15 protein-coding genes are annotated in these 18,799 nt (G+C 32.3%); 13 read left to right on the top strand and 2 right to left on the bottom strand.

Features of this window, described 5'->3' with window-relative positions; translation table 11 throughout:
* The first annotated feature begins 152 nt into the window (after positions 1–152).
* From H9I45_RS09370 to H9I45_RS09310, 13 genes are all read left to right on the top strand, one after another.
* Positions 153–1,457, top strand: a complete 1,305-nt coding sequence (locus H9I45_RS09370; protein WP_088354840.1) for a c-type cytochrome — start codon at positions 153–155, stop codon at positions 1,455–1,457.
* A 52-nt stretch (positions 1,458–1,509) separates the two neighbouring features.
* On the top strand, positions 1,510–4,575 hold the full coding sequence (locus H9I45_RS09365) for a TAT-variant-translocated molybdopterin oxidoreductase (protein WP_088354841.1): 3,066 nt from the start codon (positions 1,510–1,512) through the stop codon (positions 4,573–4,575).
* A gap of 22 nt (positions 4,576–4,597) precedes the next feature.
* Complete coding sequence (gene nrfD / locus H9I45_RS09360; RefSeq protein ID WP_088354842.1) at positions 4,598–6,064, top strand: NrfD/PsrC family molybdoenzyme membrane anchor subunit; 1,467 nt, start codon at positions 4,598–4,600, stop codon at positions 6,062–6,064.
* 2 nt (positions 6,065–6,066) lie between these two features.
* Positions 6,067–6,594, top strand: coding sequence for a DUF3341 domain-containing protein (locus tag H9I45_RS09355; protein WP_088354843.1), 528 nt, complete (start codon positions 6,067–6,069; stop codon positions 6,592–6,594).
* A gap of 10 nt (positions 6,595–6,604) precedes the next feature.
* The gene (locus tag H9I45_RS09350) at positions 6,605–7,153 is read left to right on the top strand and encodes a c-type cytochrome (RefSeq protein WP_176397588.1); all 549 of its coding nucleotides are present in this window, start codon (positions 6,605–6,607) and stop codon (positions 7,151–7,153) included.
* Between the two features lie 27 nt (positions 7,154–7,180).
* Complete coding sequence (locus tag H9I45_RS09345) at positions 7,181–8,641, top strand: quinol:cytochrome C oxidoreductase (protein WP_088354844.1); 1,461 nt, start codon at positions 7,181–7,183, stop codon at positions 8,639–8,641.
* A 36-nt stretch (positions 8,642–8,677) separates the two neighbouring features.
* A complete protein-coding gene (locus H9I45_RS09340; protein WP_088354845.1) occupies positions 8,678–9,682 on the top strand; it encodes a cytochrome c oxidase subunit II in 1,005 nt (334 codons plus the stop codon).
* Positions 9,683–9,715: 33 nt separating this feature from the next.
* Positions 9,716–11,497 carry a cytochrome c oxidase subunit I gene (locus tag H9I45_RS09335; protein ID WP_088354846.1) on the top strand — a complete coding sequence of 594 codons (1,782 nt, stop codon included), beginning with the start codon at positions 9,716–9,718 and terminating at the stop codon, positions 11,495–11,497.
* A 97-nt stretch (positions 11,498–11,594) separates the two neighbouring features.
* The gene (ruvB, locus tag H9I45_RS09330) at positions 11,595–12,617 is read left to right on the top strand and encodes a Holliday junction branch migration DNA helicase RuvB (protein ID WP_088354847.1); all 1,023 of its coding nucleotides are present in this window, start codon (positions 11,595–11,597) and stop codon (positions 12,615–12,617) included.
* A gap of 3 nt (positions 12,618–12,620) precedes the next feature.
* Positions 12,621–14,348 carry a SulP family inorganic anion transporter gene (locus H9I45_RS09325; protein ID WP_088354848.1) on the top strand — a complete coding sequence of 576 codons (1,728 nt, stop codon included), beginning with the start codon at positions 12,621–12,623 and terminating at the stop codon, positions 14,346–14,348.
* Between the two features lie 80 nt (positions 14,349–14,428).
* On the top strand, positions 14,429–15,835 hold the full coding sequence (locus H9I45_RS09320) for an MBL fold metallo-hydrolase (RefSeq protein ID WP_088354849.1): 1,407 nt from the start codon (positions 14,429–14,431) through the stop codon (positions 15,833–15,835).
* 5 nt (positions 15,836–15,840) lie between these two features.
* Positions 15,841–16,206, top strand: coding sequence for a rhodanese-like domain-containing protein (locus tag H9I45_RS09315; RefSeq protein WP_088354850.1), 366 nt, complete (start codon positions 15,841–15,843; stop codon positions 16,204–16,206).
* A complete protein-coding gene (locus H9I45_RS09310) occupies positions 16,188–16,478 on the top strand; it encodes a heavy-metal-associated domain-containing protein (protein ID WP_228454823.1) in 291 nt (96 codons plus the stop codon). The genes H9I45_RS09315 and H9I45_RS09310 overlap by 19 nt, the downstream gene beginning before the upstream one ends.
* A gap of 37 nt (positions 16,479–16,515) precedes the next feature.
* On the opposite strand, the gene H9I45_RS09305 is transcribed toward H9I45_RS09310, so the two are convergent.
* Positions 16,516–17,379: a sigma-70 family RNA polymerase sigma factor gene (locus tag H9I45_RS09305; RefSeq protein WP_088354851.1), complete on the bottom strand. Its 864-nt coding sequence runs from the start codon at positions 17,377–17,379 to the stop codon at positions 16,516–16,518.
* 312 nt (positions 17,380–17,691) lie between these two features.
* Positions 17,692–18,798 (bottom strand): alkene reductase, encoded by a 1,107-nt coding sequence (locus H9I45_RS09300; RefSeq protein WP_088354852.1) that lies wholly within the window; start codon positions 18,796–18,798, stop codon positions 17,692–17,694.
* Position 18,799 lies beyond the last annotated feature (1 nt).

The raw sequence follows: 18,799 nt of genomic DNA, 5'->3' as shown, positions 1-18,799 counted from the left end.
GAATAAAATACTTATTTAGAATAATTATAAATTAATATTTAACGTTCCTTTAGCTTTTCAAAATTTGGCAATATGTAGTACTTTTGTCAAACTGTTCAAAAATCATGTTTTTGAGCGAAATCATACACATTATTAAATTATAGTTTGTAAATATGAAAAGTGTAGCATTGCACAGTAGACTAACTTCATTGTTCCTTAAGGGTCTTACATTACTTTTATTTTTTGCTTTTAGCATTTCTTCGTATTCGCAAGATATGGATGAAGTTCGTCAAAAAAGAGGAAAAGCATTATTCAAATCTCTATGTGCTTCTTGTCATAAATTAGACAAGAAACTGGTAGGGCCTGCTTTAGCTAATGTAGAAGAAAGAAGAGAAAATGATTGGTTAGTAGCTTGGATTAAAAATAATGCAGAGCTTAGGGCTTCTGGAGATAAACAAGCGATTGAGATTTATGAAGAGTACAATGGCTCTAGTATGACGGCTTTTCCACAATTGTCAGATGCTGATGTAAATGATATTTTATATTACACAACAGTTGGGGAAATTAAAAAAGCTCCGGTTGTAACAGAAGGTGGAGTAACAGGTGTACCTTCAGGAAGTGCTCCAGAATGGTTAATATATTTGTTAGCGGCAGCAATTGTAATAGCATTTTTAATGATTGCAAGCTTGTTAAAGCAAGTAAGTGAATTAAAAGGGAATAAAAAGCCAGAAGTTCAATCGAATTTAAAAAGAGATTTACAAGAATTGTGGATTGGAGTTAAGAATAATACTTTCTTAAAAGTATTAGCAACAATTTTCTTACTCTTAGTAGGTGCTTATATTGTTTTTGGTACCTTATTTAAAATAGGTGTAGATGAAGGATATCAACCAATACAGCCTATTGCATTTTCTCATAAAATTCACGCAGGAGATAATAAAATCGATTGTCAATACTGTCATTCTTCAGCAAAACACAGTAAGCATTCGGGAATCCCTTCTGTAAATGTTTGTATGAACTGTCATAAGAATATTTCTGAAGTTGCAGAAAATACAGTTGTAGAGTTAGAAGATGGTGTTGTTTTAGGAAAAGCTGAATTAGATATGGAGATCGCTAAAGTATATAAAGCTGCAGGCTGGGATCCAGAAGTTTTAGAATATACTGGAGAGGAAAAGCCAATTAAATGGGTTAGAATTCATAATTTACCAGATTTTGTTTATTATAATCACTCTCAACACGTAACAGTTGCAGGAATCGCTTGTCAGAAATGTCATGGACCTGTTCAAGAAATGGAAGAAATGTATCAATATTCTCCATTAACAATGGGTTGGTGTATCGATTGTCATAGAGCAACAAAAGTAGATTTAAGAAATAACGATTATTACGAAAAAATCCATAAACAATTAGCAGAAAAGTATGGCACAGAGCAAGTTACAATTTCTCAGTTAGGTGGATTAGAATGTGGTAAGTGTCATTATTAATTATAAAATTAAAAGATTTTTTAAATCTTTCAATCATTAAATAAAAGCATAAATGGCTTCAAACAAAAAATACTGGAAAAGTGTTGAAGAACTAAAGGGTAGTTCTGTTGTTGAAACGCTGAGTAAAAATGAATTTGTAGAGAATATTCCTACAGACGATTTTTTAGGTGATAAAGAAACATTGGAGAATTCATCTACATCACGTAGAGATTTCTTAAAATATGTGGGCTTTACAACAGCGGCAGCTTCATTAGCAGCTTGTGAAGGACCTGTTATCAAGTCCATTCCTTACGTTGTAAAACCAAACGATATTATTGCTGGTGTTGCAGATTGGTATGCTACTTCCATAGCAGATGGTTTCGACTTTGCAAATGTGTTAGTAAAAACACGTGAAGGTCGTCCAATTCAAATTATGCCAAATAAAGAGGCAAATGGAACAACAAGTGCGAGAGTACAGGCTTCTGTTTTATCTTTATACGATGAAAAACTTCGTTTACAAGAGCCATCTAAAAATGGAGAAACAATTTCTTGGGCAAATGCAGATAAAGAAATAGGTATAGAATTATTAAAGTTAAAAGAAGCTGGAAAGCCAGTTGTTTTATTAACTGGAACTATGGCAAGCCCATCAACAACTAAAATTGTTGAAGACTTTACAACAGCTCATCCAAATGTTACACATATTGTTTATGATGCAGTTTCTGAGGCAGCAGCCACAGATGCTTTCGAAGCAATGTATGGTAGAAGAGCTTTACCTAATTATAAATTAGAAAATGCAAAAACAATCGTTTCTTTTGGGGCAGATTTCTTAGGAGATTTTCACGGAGGTTTCGAAAAAGCATATATACAAGGTAGAAAACCAGAAACAGGCAACATGTCTCGCCATATTCAAGTGGAGAGTAATATGTCTTTAACAGGTGCAAATGCAGATAAGCGTATTGTTGCAAAACCATCTGATGTTGTTTTCGCTTTATTGAATTTATACAATGCTATTACAAAAGAAGGAGTTGCTTCTAAAGCTACACCAATTGATAGCGAAATTCAAAAAATCGCACAAGAGTTAAAAAAAGCAGGTCCTAAAGCAGTTGTTATGACTGGTTTGAATGATATTAATGCACAATTAATCTCTTTAGCAATTAATAGAGCATTAAATAGTGAGATTTTAGATATTAATAACTCGTTAAACATTCGTCAAGGGAGTTACGAGCAAGTTCAAAAATTAGTTTCAGATGTAAAATCTGGAAAAATTGGGGGATTAATCACTTATAATGTAGATCCTGTTTACACTTTAGATAATGGAGTTGCGTTTGCAGAAGCATTAAAAAATGTATCCTTAAAAGTTGCAATTTCTGTTGAAAATAGTTCTACTGTAGATGCAATGGATTATGCCTTACCTGCAACACATTTCTTAGAGTCTTGGGGAGATACCAATTTTTCTGAAGGAAATTACGGGTTAATACAACCTACAATTCAACCATTATTTAAAACTCGTCAATTTCAAGACACTTTATTAAAGTGGTCTGGGAGTGCAACTTCTTATTACGATTTCTTAAAAACTTTCTGGTCTACAGAAGTTTTAGGAGGTAGTTCTTGGAACAAAGCTTTACACAATGGATTCTTTCAAAAAGAAGTAGTTGCCACTGAAGATGGTGTTGAATCTCCTAGAGATATTTCAATGGCAGAAGTAGCAAGAATTTTAAAAATGAACACTACTCCTTCAGGGATGGAGTTAAATTTATATACAAAAACAGGTTTAGGAGATGGTAAGCAGGCGAACAATCCTTGGTTACAAGAATTTCCAGACCCAATTACAAGAGCTTCTTGGGATAATTACTTAACCGTTTCTATGGCAGATGCTAGAGAATTAGGTTTTTCTAATCCTGTAAAAGATAATGGAGCTATTAATGGAGATTATGCGAAAGTAACCGTAAATGGTACTGAAGTTGTAGTTCCTGTTATGGTGCAACCAGGTCAGGCTAAAGGTTCTATAGGTTTAGCTTTAGGTTTTGGAAAAACTTTTGGTTTAAAAGAAGAAATGCAAGTAGGTGTTAATGCATATCCTTTATATAAAGGAGGTAATAACATTCAATATAATGTAAAAGTAGAAAAAGTACTTGGAACACATAAGTTTGCTTGTACACAAGTACAAAAAACAATTGCGGGTCGACATGATATTTTAAAGGTAACTTCTTTAAAAGAATACAAAACTGTAGAGCCTAAAGATCACCATCATGGATGGAATAAACCTGCCTATGTATCGTACGATCACAAAGAAGTAGAAGCAAATACGATTGATTTATGGGATGAACACAATAGAGAAATTGGGCATCACTTTAATTTATCTATCGATTTAACTTCTTGTACAGGTTGTGGTGCGTGTGTTGTAGCTTGTCATGCAGAAAACAATGTTCCAGTTGTAGGTAAAAAAGAAGTTCGAGTTGGTAGAGATATGCACTGGTTGCGTATCGATAGATATTATTCTTCTGAAGTAGAAACAAGAGAAGAAGCAAAAGCATTAGGATTAAGTAGAGGAGAAACGTATGAAGCGTTAGAAACTGAAGCAGAAAATCCTGAAGTTACTTTTCAACCAATGATGTGTCAGCACTGTAACCATGCTCCTTGTGAGACTGTGTGCCCTGTTGCAGCAACTTCTCATGGTCGTCAAGGACAAAATCAAATGGCATATAATAGATGTGTTGGTACAAGATACTGTGCAAACAACTGTCCATATAGAGTACGTCGTTTTAACTGGTTTAATTATGCAAATAATAACGAGTTCGACTTCAATATGAACAACGAATATGGTAAAATGGTTTTAAATCCAGATGTTGTAGTTCGTTCTAGAGGAGTAATGGAAAAATGTTCTATGTGTATTCAAATGACACAAGCAACAATTTTAAAAGCGAAAAAAGAAGGAAGAAAAGTAAATACAGACGAATTTGAAACTGCTTGTTCTTCCGCTTGTACAACAGGAGCTATGGTTTTTGGAGATGTAAACAATAAAGAAGACCAAGTAGCTGCATTAGCAGAAGATAAAAGAGCTTATAATGTATTAGATTACCTTCAAACGAAGCCTAATGTAATATATCAAGTAAAAGTTAGAAATACAAACGAAGCGTAATTAAATTTTAAGATATAAAAATATGTCTCATTACGAAGCATCCATTAGGGAACCTTTAGTATTAGGTGATAAAAGTTACCACGATATTACCGAAGACATTGCGAAACCTATAGAAGGTAAAGCAAACAAAAACTGGTATATAGCATTTTATATTTCTTTAGCAGCAATGCTTTGGGGATTTGGATGTATTTTCTATACAGTTGGAACTGGTATTGGAGTTTGGGGATTGAACAAGAACATTGGATGGGCTTGGGATATTACAAACTTTGTATGGTGGGTTGGTATTGGTCACGCAGGAACATTAATTTCTGCAGTACTTTTATTATTCCGTCAGAAATGGAGAATGGCCATAAACCGTTCTGCAGAAGCCATGACAATTTTTGCCGTTTTTCAAGCAGGATTGTTTCCAATTATTCACATGGGACGTCCTTGGAATGGATATTGGGTAATGCCAATTCCAAACCAATTTGGATCTCTTTGGGTGAACTTTAACTCACCATTATTATGGGATGTATTTGCAATCTCAACTTATTTATCTGTATCATTAGTTTTCTGGTGGACAGGTTTATTACCAGATTTTGCTATGATTCGTGATAGAGCAGTAAAACCTTTTCAAAAGAAAATTTATGCTTTATTATCATTCGGTTGGTCTGGAAGAGCAAAAGATTGGCAACGTTTTGAAGAAGTATCTTTAGTACTTGCAGGTTTAGCAACACCTTTAGTACTTTCTGTACACACAATTGTATCGATGGACTTCGCAACTTCTATAAACCCAGGTTGGCACTCGACAATTTTTCCACCTTATTTCGTTGCAGGAGCAATCTTTTCTGGATTTGCAATGGTACAAACGTTATTAGGTATTATGAGAAAAGTTACAAATATGGAAGATTATATTACACGTATGCACGTAGAATATATGAATATTGTAATTATTTTAACAGGTGGAATTGTAGCTGTAGCTTACGCAACAGAATTTTTTATAGCTTGGTACACAGGATCGCCATATGAAAACTACACATACTTATCTGTAGGTGCTGCAACAGGACCTTATGCTTGGGCATTTTATTCGCTTTTATTCTTTAACATCTTAACACCACAAATATTATGGTTTAAGAAAATTAGAAGAAGTTTTATATGGTCATTCATTATTTCAATATTTATTAATATTGGTATGTGGTTCGAGCGTTTTGATATTATCGCAATTGTATTAAGTAAAGGGCATTTACCATCAACTTGGTGGCGTTTTGAACCAACATTTGTAGATGTAGGTATCTTTATTGGAACAATAGGGTTCTTCTTTGTATTATTCTTATTATATGCAAGAACATTCCCAGTAATTGCGCAAGCGGAAGTAAAAACAATTTTAAAATCTTCTGGTGAATTCTACAAGAAGAGATTAGCACAAGGTATTCCAACGAAACCAACAATTGTTATTGCTGAAAAGAAAATTATTGAAGTTGATTCTTCAGATAAAAATATAAAAGAATAATTATGGAATCATCAAAAGTTATTCACGCGTTTTATACCGATGACGAAATTTTGTTAGATGCAGTGAAAGCTGTAAAAGCAAAGCATCATCATATAGAAGAAGTATTTTGTCCTTTTCCAGTTCATGGATTAGACAAAGCAATGGGTTTAGCACCTACTAGATTAGCTATTACTGCGTTTTTCTACGGAATTACTGGTTTATCTGTTGCTATTTGGTTAACAAATTATATCATGATAGACGATTGGCCACAAGATATTGGTGGTAAACCTAACTTTACTTGGTTTGCTAACATGCCAGCATTTGTACCAATTATGTTTGAATTAACAGTATTTTTTGCAGCCCATTTAATGGTAATTACTTTTTATATGAGAAGTAGAATTTGGCCATTTAAAGAAGCAGAAAATCCAGATCCAAGAACTACAGACGATCATTTTTTAATGGAAATTCCTGTTCAAAATAACGAAGCTGAATTAACAGAATTGTTAACAAACACAGGAGCTGTAGAAATTAATATAGTAGACAAGCACTAATATATAGATAATGAAGAATTTTAAATTAATTATCGCTTTAGTAGTTGTTGCAAGTTTTATGTCTTGTGGCAATAAAAGAACACCACAAGTACAATTCATGCCAGATATGTATGAATCTGTACCTTACAATGCAGATGCAGAGAATGGATTGAAAGGGAATCCTGTAAATTCAAAACCAGTTGCTGGAACAATTCCAAGAGGAGGAACACCAGCTTATGATATCGCTGACACTACTGAAGGATATGAGTTAGCAAAAACAGAGCTTAAAAATCCATTAGAAAATTCGCAAGAAAATTTAGACAATGGAAAAGAAATGTACACTATATATTGTACTTCTTGCCATGGTAAAAAAGGTGATGGAAATGGTTATTTGGTTGAAGTAGATAAATTTGCTGGAATACCAAATTATAAAGACAGAGATATTACAGAAGGGAGTATTTATCACGTAATTATGCATGGTAAAAACTTAATGGGTTCACACTCATCTCAATTAACATACAAAGAACGCTGGCAAGTAGTACAATATGTGGAAGCATTGCGTGCAGATTTGTTAAAATAAATTACAAAAAGAAAGAATACGAAAGATATGTATCAATTCTCAGGTAAATTAAAAATATTCTCTTTAGCCCTAATCATAGTAGGAGCTTTAGGTATTGCATTTAGCTTTTTTTCTGCACCAAAAACCGTAGAAGACGCTAAAGAAATTATAGCAAGTCAATCTCATGGAGATGCACATGGCTCTTCACATGATAAAGTTGTGGAAGGAACTCATTCAGATGAAAGTAGTCATTCAGCAACAAGCGAACACGATACAAGTGGTTCTCATGATGGTACTAATCTTGTAGATAAAGAAATGAGTGCTCATGGAGAACATGGAGACGATTCTCATGCAGAACATGTTCTACATCAATTACAAAATAGACCTTGGTCTGCATTTTATGTGTCTTTATTCTTTTTCTTAGGAGTCTCTTTACTAGTATTAGCATTTTATGCTTCGCAAAGAGTAGCACAATCTGGTTGGTCTGTAGTTTTGTTTAGAGTGATGGAGGCAATAACTGCAAATTTAGTTCCAGTATCTATTATTATGTTAGTTTTTATTGGATTAACAGTTGGTCATTTTAACCATATGTTTTCATGGATGACACCTGGTACTTTCGACCCTTCTAGTGAAAATTACGATGCAATTGTAGATGGTAAATCGTGGTGGATGAATGTACCAGGATGGGCAATAAGAAGTGTTGTTTATTTATTACTTTGGAATTTATATAGATGGTTTATCAGAAAGAATTCTATAGCTGAAGATACTGCAAACGACGGATTTAAAACGTACAAGAAAAATTATAATGCATCTGTAATATTCTTATTCATTTTTATGATTACAGAATCTATGATGTCTTGGGATTGGATTATGGGATTAGACCCACACTGGTTTTCAACATTATTTGGTTGGTATGTTTTAGCAACTTTATTAGTAAGTGCATTAACAGTAATTGCTTTTGTAACTATTTATTTACGTTCAAAAGGAGCTTTACCTCAAGTTAATGATAGTCATATTCATGATTTAGCAAAATTTATGTTTGGTTTTTCAGTATTCTGGACATATTTATGGTTCGCACAATTTATGTTAATCTGGTATGCAGATATACCTGAGGAAACTACATATTTCTTAGCAAGATTTAATGAATATAAATTACCATTTTTGGGAATGGTTGTTATGAATTTTGCATTCCCAATCTTATTACTATTAAATAGTGACTTTAAGAGCATTCCATGGTTTGTTATTATTGGAGGTATTGTAATATTAGCAGGACATTATGTAGATGTATTTATTATGGTAATGCCAGCAACAGTTGGTGGGCAGTGGTTCTTTGGTATCCCAGAAATTAGTGCATTATTATTTTTCTTAGGAATCTTTATATATACAGTATTTAGCGCATTTGCAAAAGCAAATACAGTTCCAACAGGAAACCCGTTCTTACAAGAAAGTGAACATTTTCACTATTATAATATAGAACACAGAGGAGAAGGATCCGCAGATCATCATTAATAAATAATTGAATTAAAAAATTAAGACAAGATAAATATGCTAGCTCTATTTTATATTTTTATAGGTGTTGCAATCGGTGTAAGTGTTTGGCAAATTACTAGAATCATGGATTTTAGAAGTACTATTGCCAACGATAATGATAATGCTGCTCAAGGTAAATTTGCTATTGGTTTTATGGCTTTTTTCTATGCAATGATGATTTATTGTTTAATCTTCATGAATGTAATAATGTTACCAGAATCTGCTTCTATAGAAGGAGAACATGACGATAATTTATTCGACATTACATTTTGGTTAATTGGAATTGTACAATTTATAATGCAGTTTCTTATTTTTTACTTTACTTTTAAGTATAGAGGAAGTAAAGACAAAAAAGCGAAATTTTATGCAGATAGTCATAAATTAGAATTTATTTGGACAATTACTCCAGCAATTGTTTTGGTTGGTTTAATTGGATATGGTTTATGGCAATGGAATAATGTTATGGATTTATCTGATGACGATGCCATCGTTATTGAAGTATATTCTCAACAATTTAGATGGGATGCACGTTATGCAGGTGAGGACAATACATTAGGTTTAGGAAACGTAAACTACATAAAAGGTATTAATACTTTAGGTGTAGATATGACTGATAAAAACGCATCAGACGATATACAAGTTACAGAATTATACTTACCAAAAGGAAAGAAAATTCATTTCAAGTTTCGTTCTCAAGATGTTTTACACTCAGCATATATGCCACACTTTAGAGCACAAATGAACTGCGTTCCAGGAATGGTTACAGAATTTGGTTTCACTCCTAAGTACACTACAGAAGAAATGAGACAACAACCAGAGGTTATAGATAAGACTAATGGAATTAATAAGATTAGAAGAGCAAAAGGAGAAGACCCTTATATCTTCGATTACTTATTATTGTGTAACAAAATTTGTGGAGCTTCTCATTACAACATGCAAATGAAAATTACAGTTGTAGAACCAGAAGAATACGAAAAATGGATTGCAGAGCAACCAACCTTAGCAGAAGTTATTAAATAAATTAGTTAAAAAGATACTACAAATTATAAGATTATGTCAGATCATCATCATAAAGAAACATTTGTAACAAAATACATTTTTAGTCAAGACCATAAAATGATTTCTAAGCAGTTCTTGGTAACTGGTATGTTTATGGGAATTATTGGTGTATTAATGTCTATGTTATTCCGTATTCAAATTGCATGGCCAGAGAAATCGTTTTCAATAGTTGAAGCATTTCTAGGACCACACCAAACAGATGGGATAATGAACCCAGATATGTATTTGGCATTGGTAACAATCCATGGTACAATAATGGTGTTTTTCGTTCTAACTGCAGGTTTAAGTGGTACTTTTTCGAACTTATTAATTCCATTGCAAATTGGAGCAAGAGATATGGCTTCTGGTTTCTTAAACATGATTTCTTACTGGTTATTTTTTATATCTAGTATAATAATGGTTATTTCTCTATTTGTAGAAGCTGGACCAGCATCTGCAGGTTGGACAATTTATCCTCCATTAAGTGCATTGCCACAAGCAATTCCTGGTTCTGGAGCAGGTATGACTTTATGGTTGGTATCTATGGCAATATTTATTGCTTCCTCTTTAATAGGATCTTTAAATTACATTGTTACTGTATTTAATTTACGTACAAAAGGAATGAAAATGACAAGATTGCCATTAACAATTTGGGCATTCTTTATTACTGCAATTATTGGTGTAGTTTCTTTTCCAGTATTATTATCTGCTGCATTATTATTAATTTTCGATAGAAGTTTTGGAACTTCTTTCTACTTATCAGATATATTTATTTCTGGTGAGGTTTTACATTACCAAGGTGGATCTCCAGTATTGTTTGAACACTTATTTTGGTTCTTAGGTCACCCAGAAGTATATATTGTATTATTACCAGCATTAGGTATTACCTCAGAAATAATCTCAACAAACTCTAGAAAACCAATTTTTGGTTATAGAGCGATGATTGGTTCTATTATGGCAATTGCATTTTTATCGACAATAGTTTGGGGGCACCATATGTTTATTTCAGGAATGAATCCTTTCTTAGGATCTGTATTTACATTTACAACACTATTAATTGCAATTCCATCCGCAGTAAAAGCATTTAATTATATAACTACTCTTTGGAAAGGTAACTTGCAACTGAATCCTGCAATGTTATTCTCAATTGGTCTGGTTTCAACTTTTGTAACAGGAGGTTTAACAGGATTGGTTTTAGGAGATTCTGCTTTAGATATAGCAATTCACGATACTTATTTTGTAGTAGCACATTTTCACTTAGTAATGGGAGTTTCTGCAATTTTTGGAATGTTTGCTGGTGTGTATCACTGGTTCCCAAAAATGTATGGTAGAATGATGAATAAAACAATGGGTTATTGGCATTTCTGGTTAAGTATTATTTGTGCTTACGGAGTTTTCTGGCCAATGCACTTTATTGGTTTAGCAGGTTTACCAAGAAGATATTATACGAATACAAATTTTCCAATGTTCGACGATTTAGCGGATATTAATGTGGTAATTACAATTTTTGCATTAGTTGGAGGTTTAGCTCAAATTATATTTTTAGCAAACTTCTTCATCTCTATCTACAGAGGACAAAAAGCAACGCAAAACCCTTGGAAGTCTAACACATTAGAATGGACAACTCCAGTAGAACATATTCATGGAAACTGGCCTGGTAAATTACCAGAAGTTCACAGATGGGCTTACGATTATAGTAAACGTGTAGATGCAAATGACGATGATAGCGATTATTTACATGGTAAAGACTTTGTTTTGCAAACAACACCTTTATTAGATGGAGAAGAGCCTTCATAATAAATAAAATATTTAAAAAAAACCTTTCCAATTTGGAAAGGTTTTTTGCTTTACAGAACATTCTTTTATCATCTTAAATTCTATTATCTTTGTTTTTATGAACGAAAACTTAAATCCTGAAAACGACAATTTATCAAACGAAGATTTAGACGTAGAAAAAAAATTACGTCCACTTTCATTTGAAGATTTTTCAGGACAAGACCAAGCAATTGATAACTTAAAAATTTTCGTAGAAGCTGCCAACCAAAGAGGTGAAGCTTTAGACCATACCTTATTCCATGGACCCCCAGGTTTAGGGAAAACTACATTAGCACATATTTTAGCTAATGAATTAGAAGTTGGTATAAAAGTAACCTCTGGTCCAGTTTTAGACAAACCAGGAGACTTAGCAGGTTTGTTAACCAATTTAGATGAACGTGATGTTCTCTTTATTGATGAAATTCATAGATTAAGTCCAATTGTAGAAGAATATTTATATTCTGCAATGGAAGATTATAAGATAGATATTATGATTGAATCTGGCCCAAATGCCAGAACAGTACAAATTAATTTAGAACCATTCACATTAATTGGAGCGACTACAAGATCTGGATTATTAACAGCTCCAATGAGAGCTCGTTTTGGAATAAACAGCAGATTACATTATTATTCAACTGAACTTTTAACCACGATTATTCAAAGAAGTGCAACTATTTTGGGAGTTCCTATTTCTATGGAAGGTGCCATTGAAATTGCAGGAAGAAGTAGAGGAACACCAAGAATTGCAAACGCATTATTAAGAAGAGTACGTGATTTTGCACAGATAAAAGGAAATGGAAGTATTACCATCGAAATCGCACAATATGCGTTAAAAGCATTAAATGTAGATGCACATGGTTTAGATGAAATGGACAATAAAATCTTGGTTACTATAATTGATAAATTTAAAGGAGGACCAGTAGGTATTAGTACAATTGCAACAGCAGTTAGTGAAAATATAGAAACAATAGAAGAAGTATATGAACCTTTCTTAATTCAGCAAGGTTTTATCATGAGAACTCCTAGAGGAAGAGAAGTTACAGAATTAGCCTATAAACATTTAGGAAGAGTAAAAGGAAGAAGTCAAGGAGAATTGTTCTGATTTATGAATATAAAAAAAGTAATACCAATTTTAGAATGGTTACCAAACTACAATAAATCGCTCTTTAAGGGAGATTTAATTGCAGGTATTACTGTTGGTATTATTCTTATTCCACAAGGAATCGCATACGCATTAATTGCAGGTTTACCACCAATTTACGGTTTATATTGTGCTTTAGTACCACAAGTAATGTACGCTATTTTTGGCTCGTCAAGACAAGTTGCAATTGGTCCTGTAGCCATGGATTCTTTAATTGTTGCTACAGGAGTTTCTACATTGGCTTTGGCAGGTTCCGAAAGTTATATTTCCATTGCAATTTTATTGGCTTTATTAGTCGGAACTATTCAATTTATTATGGGGATTTTTAGCTTGGGGTTTATTGTAAACTTCCTTTCTAAACCCGTTATTACTGGATTTACATCTGCAGTTGCATTAATAATAGGACTCAATCAATTTCGGAATTTATTAGGAGTAGATTTTGTACAAAGCGATCAAGTACATGTAATTTTGGAAGATATTTGTTTACAATTTTCAGCATATAATACCCATACAACCATTATAGGTTTGATTTCTGTAGCAGTAATTATCTTTTTTAGAAAGATAAATAAAAAAATACCAAATGCGTTAATTGTAGTTGTTTTTGGGATTTTAGTGATGAAATTCTTTGGAAATTCTATAAATAATGTTGCTATTGTAAAAGACATTCCTTCAGGATTACCAAGTTTTAGTATTCCAACATTCGATTTAGAACAAATTAGAGAATTGCTACCAATTGCACTAACCTTGGTTATGGTTGGGTATTTAGAAACAATTTCCATCGGAAAATCCTTAGAAGCCAAACAAGACGAATATCGGGTAAGGCCAAATCAAGAATTAATTGCTTTAGGATTAAGTAATATGTTTGGTTCTTTGTTTAAGGCCTATCCTACAACATCGAGTTTTTCACGTTCTGCCATCAACCAAGAAAGTGGTGCAAGAACAGGAATGGCCGCTTTAATTTCTGTTGCAATGGTTGTAATTACATTGTTATTTTTAACACCATTATTTTATCATTTACCTAAAACAGTTTTAGCAGCAATTATTATTGTGGCAGTTTTCGGTTTGATTAATTTCAAAGAAGCTACTTTTTTATGGAAAGCAAATATTTTAGATTTCTGGTTAATGTTAGCAACCTTTTTATCAACATTAGTATTTGGTATTGAATACGGAATTATAGTTGGTGTAGGCTTGTCTTTAATTATTTTAATATTTAGAACTTCTAGACCTTATGTTACTGAATTAGGAAAAGTACCAAACTCTAATTTTTATAGAAATAAAAATAGATTCGAAGAAGTTATTATAGAAGAAGACGTCTTAGTTTTTAGATTCGATGCTCAATTATTTTATGCCAATTCTAGTTATTTTAGAGATAATTTAGATGAAATGGCAACAAAAAAAGGAACGGCATTAAAATTGATAGTTCTAGATGCAGAGAGTATAAATAGAGTAGATAGTACTGGAGTAGAAATGCTAAAAGAACGTGTACGATTTTACAAGAAGAAAGGAGTTACCTTTTATTTCGCTGGAGTAAAAGGCCCAGTAAGAGACGATTTATTTAGAAGTGGAATGTTAGATATTATAAATATCAACCATTTCTTTATGAGAGCAAATCAAGCTGTAAAATTCCATAAAACAGGCGATAGGAAACATCAAGAAAAATACGCAAAATACATTCATCAAGCATATAAATAAAAATATAATGGCTGATAAATATCATTTGAAGAAACGTTTTTCTTTTGTTATTTAGAGGTTTGTAAGAAGATATACAAAACATGATTATAGAACAAATATATACAGGTTGTTTGGCACAAGGTGCTTATTATATAGAAAGTAATGGAGAAGTTGCAATTATAGATCCATTAAGAGAAGTGCAAGTTTATATAGATAAAGCAGCTAAAAATAATGCAAAAATCAAATATATTTTTGAAACGCATTTCCATGCAGATTTTGTTAGCGGGCACGTAACTTTAGCAGAAAAAACAGATGCAAAAATTGTTTTTGGTCCTTCAGCAAAAACAAATTTCGATTCGATTATAGCTGAAGACAATCAAGTTTTTAAAGTTGGAGACATTAGTATAACTTTATTGCATACACCTGGACATACCATGGAAAGTTCTTGTTATTTGTTAAAAGACAAAAACGGAACAAACCATGCAATTTTTAGTGGAGACACTTTGTTTTTAGGAGATGTTGGAAGACCAGATTTAGCACAAAAAGGAGACCTTACACAAGAAGATCTAGCAGGTTATTTATTTGACAGTTTACGAAATAAAGTAATGCCATTGGCAGATAATGTTATTGTTTATCCAGCTCATGGAGCAGGATCTGCATGTGGTAAAAATTTAAGTAAGGAAACTGTGGGTACAATTGGCGAACAGAAAAAAACCAATTATGCATTAAGGGCAGATATGTCTAAAGAGGAATTTATAAAAGAAGTTACAGATGGTTTATTACCACCTCCAGCTTATTTTCCTTTAAATGTAAAACTGAATAAAGAAGGTTATAAAGATATAGATGATGTAATAGAGAATAGCACAAAACCTTTATCTGTAAAAGAATTTGAAATCGTTGCAAACGGAACAAATGCTATTATTTTAGATGTAAGACATCAAACAGAATTTATAAAAGGTTTTATTCCACAATCTATTTTTATTGGTGTTGATGGCGGTTTTGCACCTTGGGTTGGCGCATTAATTAAAGATATTAAACAACCAATTTTATTAGTTTGCGAAAGTGGAAGAGAAGAAGAAGTAATTACCAGATTATCGAGAGTTGGTTTCGATAATGTAATTGGTTATTTAGAAGGAAGCTTTAATGCTTGGAAAAAAGCCGATAAAGAAATAGATACTTTAGAGTCTATTTCTGCAGACACTTTAGAGGAAAAAATAAAACTAGATGTTCCTGTTTTTGATGTAAGAAAACCTGGAGAATTTGCAAGCGATCATATAAAAGTAGCAGAAAGCACACCTTTAGATTTCTTAAACTCACATATTTCTGAATTTCCAAAAAAAGGAAATTTCTATGTGCATTGTGCAGGAGGTTATCGTTCTGTAATTGCAGCTTCTATTTTAAAAGCAAGAGGGTTTCATAACGTAATTGATGTTGCAGGAGGTTATGCAGCAATTAGAAAAACGAATATCGAAAGAACAGCAGCAGTTTGTCCTTCCACTTTAAAGTAAAGAATATGAAGAAGTTTATCTTTTTATTTTTAGTTGGAACATTTTTTACAAGTTGCGATTCTCAAAAAGAAATTAAAACCATTTCTACGAAAGAATTAAAAACACTTTTAGCGAAAGAAAATATTCAATTAATGGATGTGAGATCTCCGAAAGAAATAAAAGAAGGTACTATAGAAACTGCCATTTTTGCCAATTATTTTGATGATGATTTTACCGAAAAAGCAATGAATCGATTAGAAAAATCGAAACCAGTTTATTTGGTTTGCAGAAGTGGAAATAGGAGTGGAAAAGCTAGTAAAATTTTGCAAGAAAAAGGATATGATGTAATAAATATTTCTGGTGGTTACAACCAATGGAAAAAAGAAAATTAGAAATTATGACAATAAATATTCAAATAGAAAACTTAAAATGCGGTGGTTGTGCTTCCACAATTAAAAAAGGATTGTTAGGTTTAAATGGTGTTAATGAAGTAAATGTTGATGTAGAAAAATCAATCGTTTCCATTACATCTGAAAATGAAAATTTAGAGAAAATAAAAGAAAAGTTATCTAAACTAGGTTACCCAGAAGTGGGAGATAAAAATACCATTGTACAGAAAGCAAAATCTTTTGTTAGTTGTGCAGTTGGTCGAATTGAATCATAAAAAAAAAGCGAATCGTAAGATTCGCTTTTTTTTAATTTTATCCTAAATAGGTTCTTAACATATGTCCTTTAGATTTCGATTTTAAGCGATTTAAAGCGCGTTGTTTTACTTGACGAACTCTTTCTCTAGATAAATCGAATCTTTCTCCTATTTCCGATAAACTCGAAGCTGTCTCATTTCCAATTCCATAAAACATTTTTATAACCTTTGCTTCTTTCATAGACAAAGTATCTAAAGCTCTATCAATTTCTATCGATAAAGATTGTTTCATTAAACCATTATCTGGCCTTGGAGATTCGTCCGATTGTAAAACGTTGTATAAATTAGAATCTTCGCCTTCTTTAAATGGTGCATCCATAGAAATGTGTCGTCCAGAATTTTTCATGGATTGTGCAACTTCAGTCTCAGACATATCTAATTGCTTGGCAATTTCTTTATGTGTTGGTATGCGTTGCTCATCTTGTTCTAACCTTGCGTAAATTTTTTTTATTTTACTAATACTTCCAATTTTGTTCAAAGGCAAACGAACAATTCTAGATTGTTCTGCAAGTGCAGACATTATCGATTGACGAATCCACCAAACAGCATAAGAAATAAATTTAAAACCTCTGGTTTCATCAAAACGTTTCGCTGCTTTTACCAAACCTAAATTTCCTTCATTTATTAAATCGGATAATTTTAAACCTTGTCCTTGATATTGTTTTGCAACAGAAACAACAAATCTTAAATTTGCGCTTACAAGTGTATTTAAAGCTCTTTCATCCCCTTTTTTAATTTTCAAAGCCAACTCTACTTCTTCATCTGCAGTAATTAACCCAATTTTACTAATTTCTTGAAAATATTTTTCTAAAGATTTTGCGTCACGATTGGTTACTTGCTTTACAATTTTAAGTTGTCTCATATATAATTTTTGATATTTTTTATTAATTAAAAATGGTAATCCTAAAGAGAAAAATCTCTTAAATGGTATTTGCTAAAAAAGCGATGCTTCTACTATATTAGAAAACGGAAGAAATAAATTGAAGAAATTGATTTTTTGGAACTGTAAAATCGATAGCGGAAATATAATAACTTTTTCTGTTCTTCATGAAATTTCAATATACGAAAAAAAGAGCCATTTAAACTAAAAATGACTCTTTTTCTTTTGTTTTTTAACTAAAATTAGCAAAAAAAGCTAATTTTATCAAAATTTCATTCTTTTATCATATACTAATTATACTTCTAAAAAAGGATAATCTGTGTAACCTCTTGCAGTTCCTCCGCCAAATAAAGTGTGGTTATCGCTAATTTCATTCATTTCAGCATTTAATTCTACACGTTTTGGATAATCTGGATTTGTTAAAAATTTTCTACCAAAACCAACTAAATCAACTGAATTATTACCTAATAAATCGTTTGCTTGTTCTGGAGTTTTGTTTCCTGTTGCAATAATTGTTTTGCTGAAATTTTCTCTTAATTGAACTCGAAAATCATTCGGAATTTCAGGAGCATCTGCCCAATCTGCTTCACACAAATGTATATAAGTAACACCAATACTTTCTAATTCTTTTGCTGCAATTTGTATGGTTTCTAAAATTTCTGGGTCAGTCATATCTTTAAAACTGATAAAAGGAGATAAACGAACACCTGTTTTTTCTGTGCCTACTTCTTTTGCAACAGCTTCTGTAATTTCAGTTAAAATACGGACTCTGTTTTCTTTGCTTCCTCCATAATTGTCAGTTCTTTCGTTAGAATTACTTCGTAAAAATTGGTCTATTAAATAGCCATTTGCTCCGTGAATTTCTACACCATCAAAACCTGCTTCAATGGCATTTTTTGCACCAATTCTAAATTCTTCAATCACTTGGTTGATGTCTTCTTGCGTCATTTCTCTTGGTTCTTCCACAGGAACAAAAGTTGCATCTCCATTTGGAGCTCCATCAAAAATATAAACAGTTGTTTCTTTTGCAATTTTTGCAGAAGGCGCAATTGGTTGTAAACCATTTACTTTAGAACTCGAAACACGACCAACATGCCATAATTGTAAAAAGATTTTACTTCCTTTTTTATGTACTTCGTCTGTTACTAATTTCCAGCCTTCAATTTGTTCCTGTGTGTAAATTCCTGGTGTTTTTGCATAGCCCATTCCTTGCATAGAAACTTGTGTTGCTTCTGTAATTATAATTCCTGCAGATGCTCTTTGGCCATAATATTCTGCCATTAATTTATTAGGAACATCACCAGGTTGAGTTGCTCTAGAACGTGTCATTGGTGCCATTAAAAAACGGTTTTCTAAAGAAATTCCGTTCATGTTATAAGGAGTAAAAAGTGTATTTTTCATA

The sequence above is a fragment of the Polaribacter haliotis genome (assembly GCF_014784055.1).
GTDB lineage: Bacteria > Bacteroidota > Bacteroidia > Flavobacteriales > Flavobacteriaceae > Polaribacter > Polaribacter haliotis.
This window is presented reverse-complemented; position numbering and strand designations above follow the sequence as displayed.

Excerpts from the sequence above, each read along its gene's own strand:
- H9I45_RS09370 (WP_088354840.1), top strand. The coding sequence starts at position 153 with ATGAAAAGTGTAGCATTGCACAGTAGACTAACTTCATTGTTCCTTAAG.
- H9I45_RS09365 (WP_088354841.1), top strand. The coding sequence starts at position 1,510 with ATGGCTTCAAACAAAAAATACTGGAAAAGTGTTGAAGAACTAAAGGGT.
- nrfD (WP_088354842.1), top strand. The coding sequence starts at position 4,598 with ATGTCTCATTACGAAGCATCCATTAGGGAACCTTTAGTATTAGGTGAT.
- H9I45_RS09355 (WP_088354843.1), top strand. The coding sequence starts at position 6,067 with ATGGAATCATCAAAAGTTATTCACGCGTTTTATACCGATGACGAAATT.
- H9I45_RS09350 (WP_176397588.1), top strand. The coding sequence starts at position 6,605 with ATGAAGAATTTTAAATTAATTATCGCTTTAGTAGTTGTTGCAAGTTTT.
- H9I45_RS09345 (WP_088354844.1), top strand. The coding sequence starts at position 7,181 with ATGTATCAATTCTCAGGTAAATTAAAAATATTCTCTTTAGCCCTAATC.
- H9I45_RS09340 (WP_088354845.1), top strand. The coding sequence starts at position 8,678 with ATGCTAGCTCTATTTTATATTTTTATAGGTGTTGCAATCGGTGTAAGT.
- H9I45_RS09335 (WP_088354846.1), top strand. The coding sequence starts at position 9,716 with ATGTCAGATCATCATCATAAAGAAACATTTGTAACAAAATACATTTTT.
- ruvB (WP_088354847.1), top strand. The coding sequence starts at position 11,595 with ATGAACGAAAACTTAAATCCTGAAAACGACAATTTATCAAACGAAGAT.
- H9I45_RS09325 (WP_088354848.1), top strand. The coding sequence starts at position 12,621 with ATGAATATAAAAAAAGTAATACCAATTTTAGAATGGTTACCAAACTAC.
- H9I45_RS09320 (WP_088354849.1), top strand. The coding sequence starts at position 14,429 with ATGATTATAGAACAAATATATACAGGTTGTTTGGCACAAGGTGCTTAT.
- H9I45_RS09315 (WP_088354850.1), top strand. The coding sequence starts at position 15,841 with ATGAAGAAGTTTATCTTTTTATTTTTAGTTGGAACATTTTTTACAAGT.
- H9I45_RS09310 (WP_228454823.1), top strand. The coding sequence starts at position 16,188 with ATGGAAAAAAGAAAATTAGAAATTATGACAATAAATATTCAAATAGAA.
- H9I45_RS09305 (WP_088354851.1), bottom strand. The coding sequence starts at position 17,379 with ATGAGACAACTTAAAATTGTAAAGCAAGTAACCAATCGTGACGCAAAA.
- H9I45_RS09300 (WP_088354852.1), bottom strand. The coding sequence starts at position 18,798 with ATGAAAAATACACTTTTTACTCCTTATAACATGAACGGAATTTCTTTA.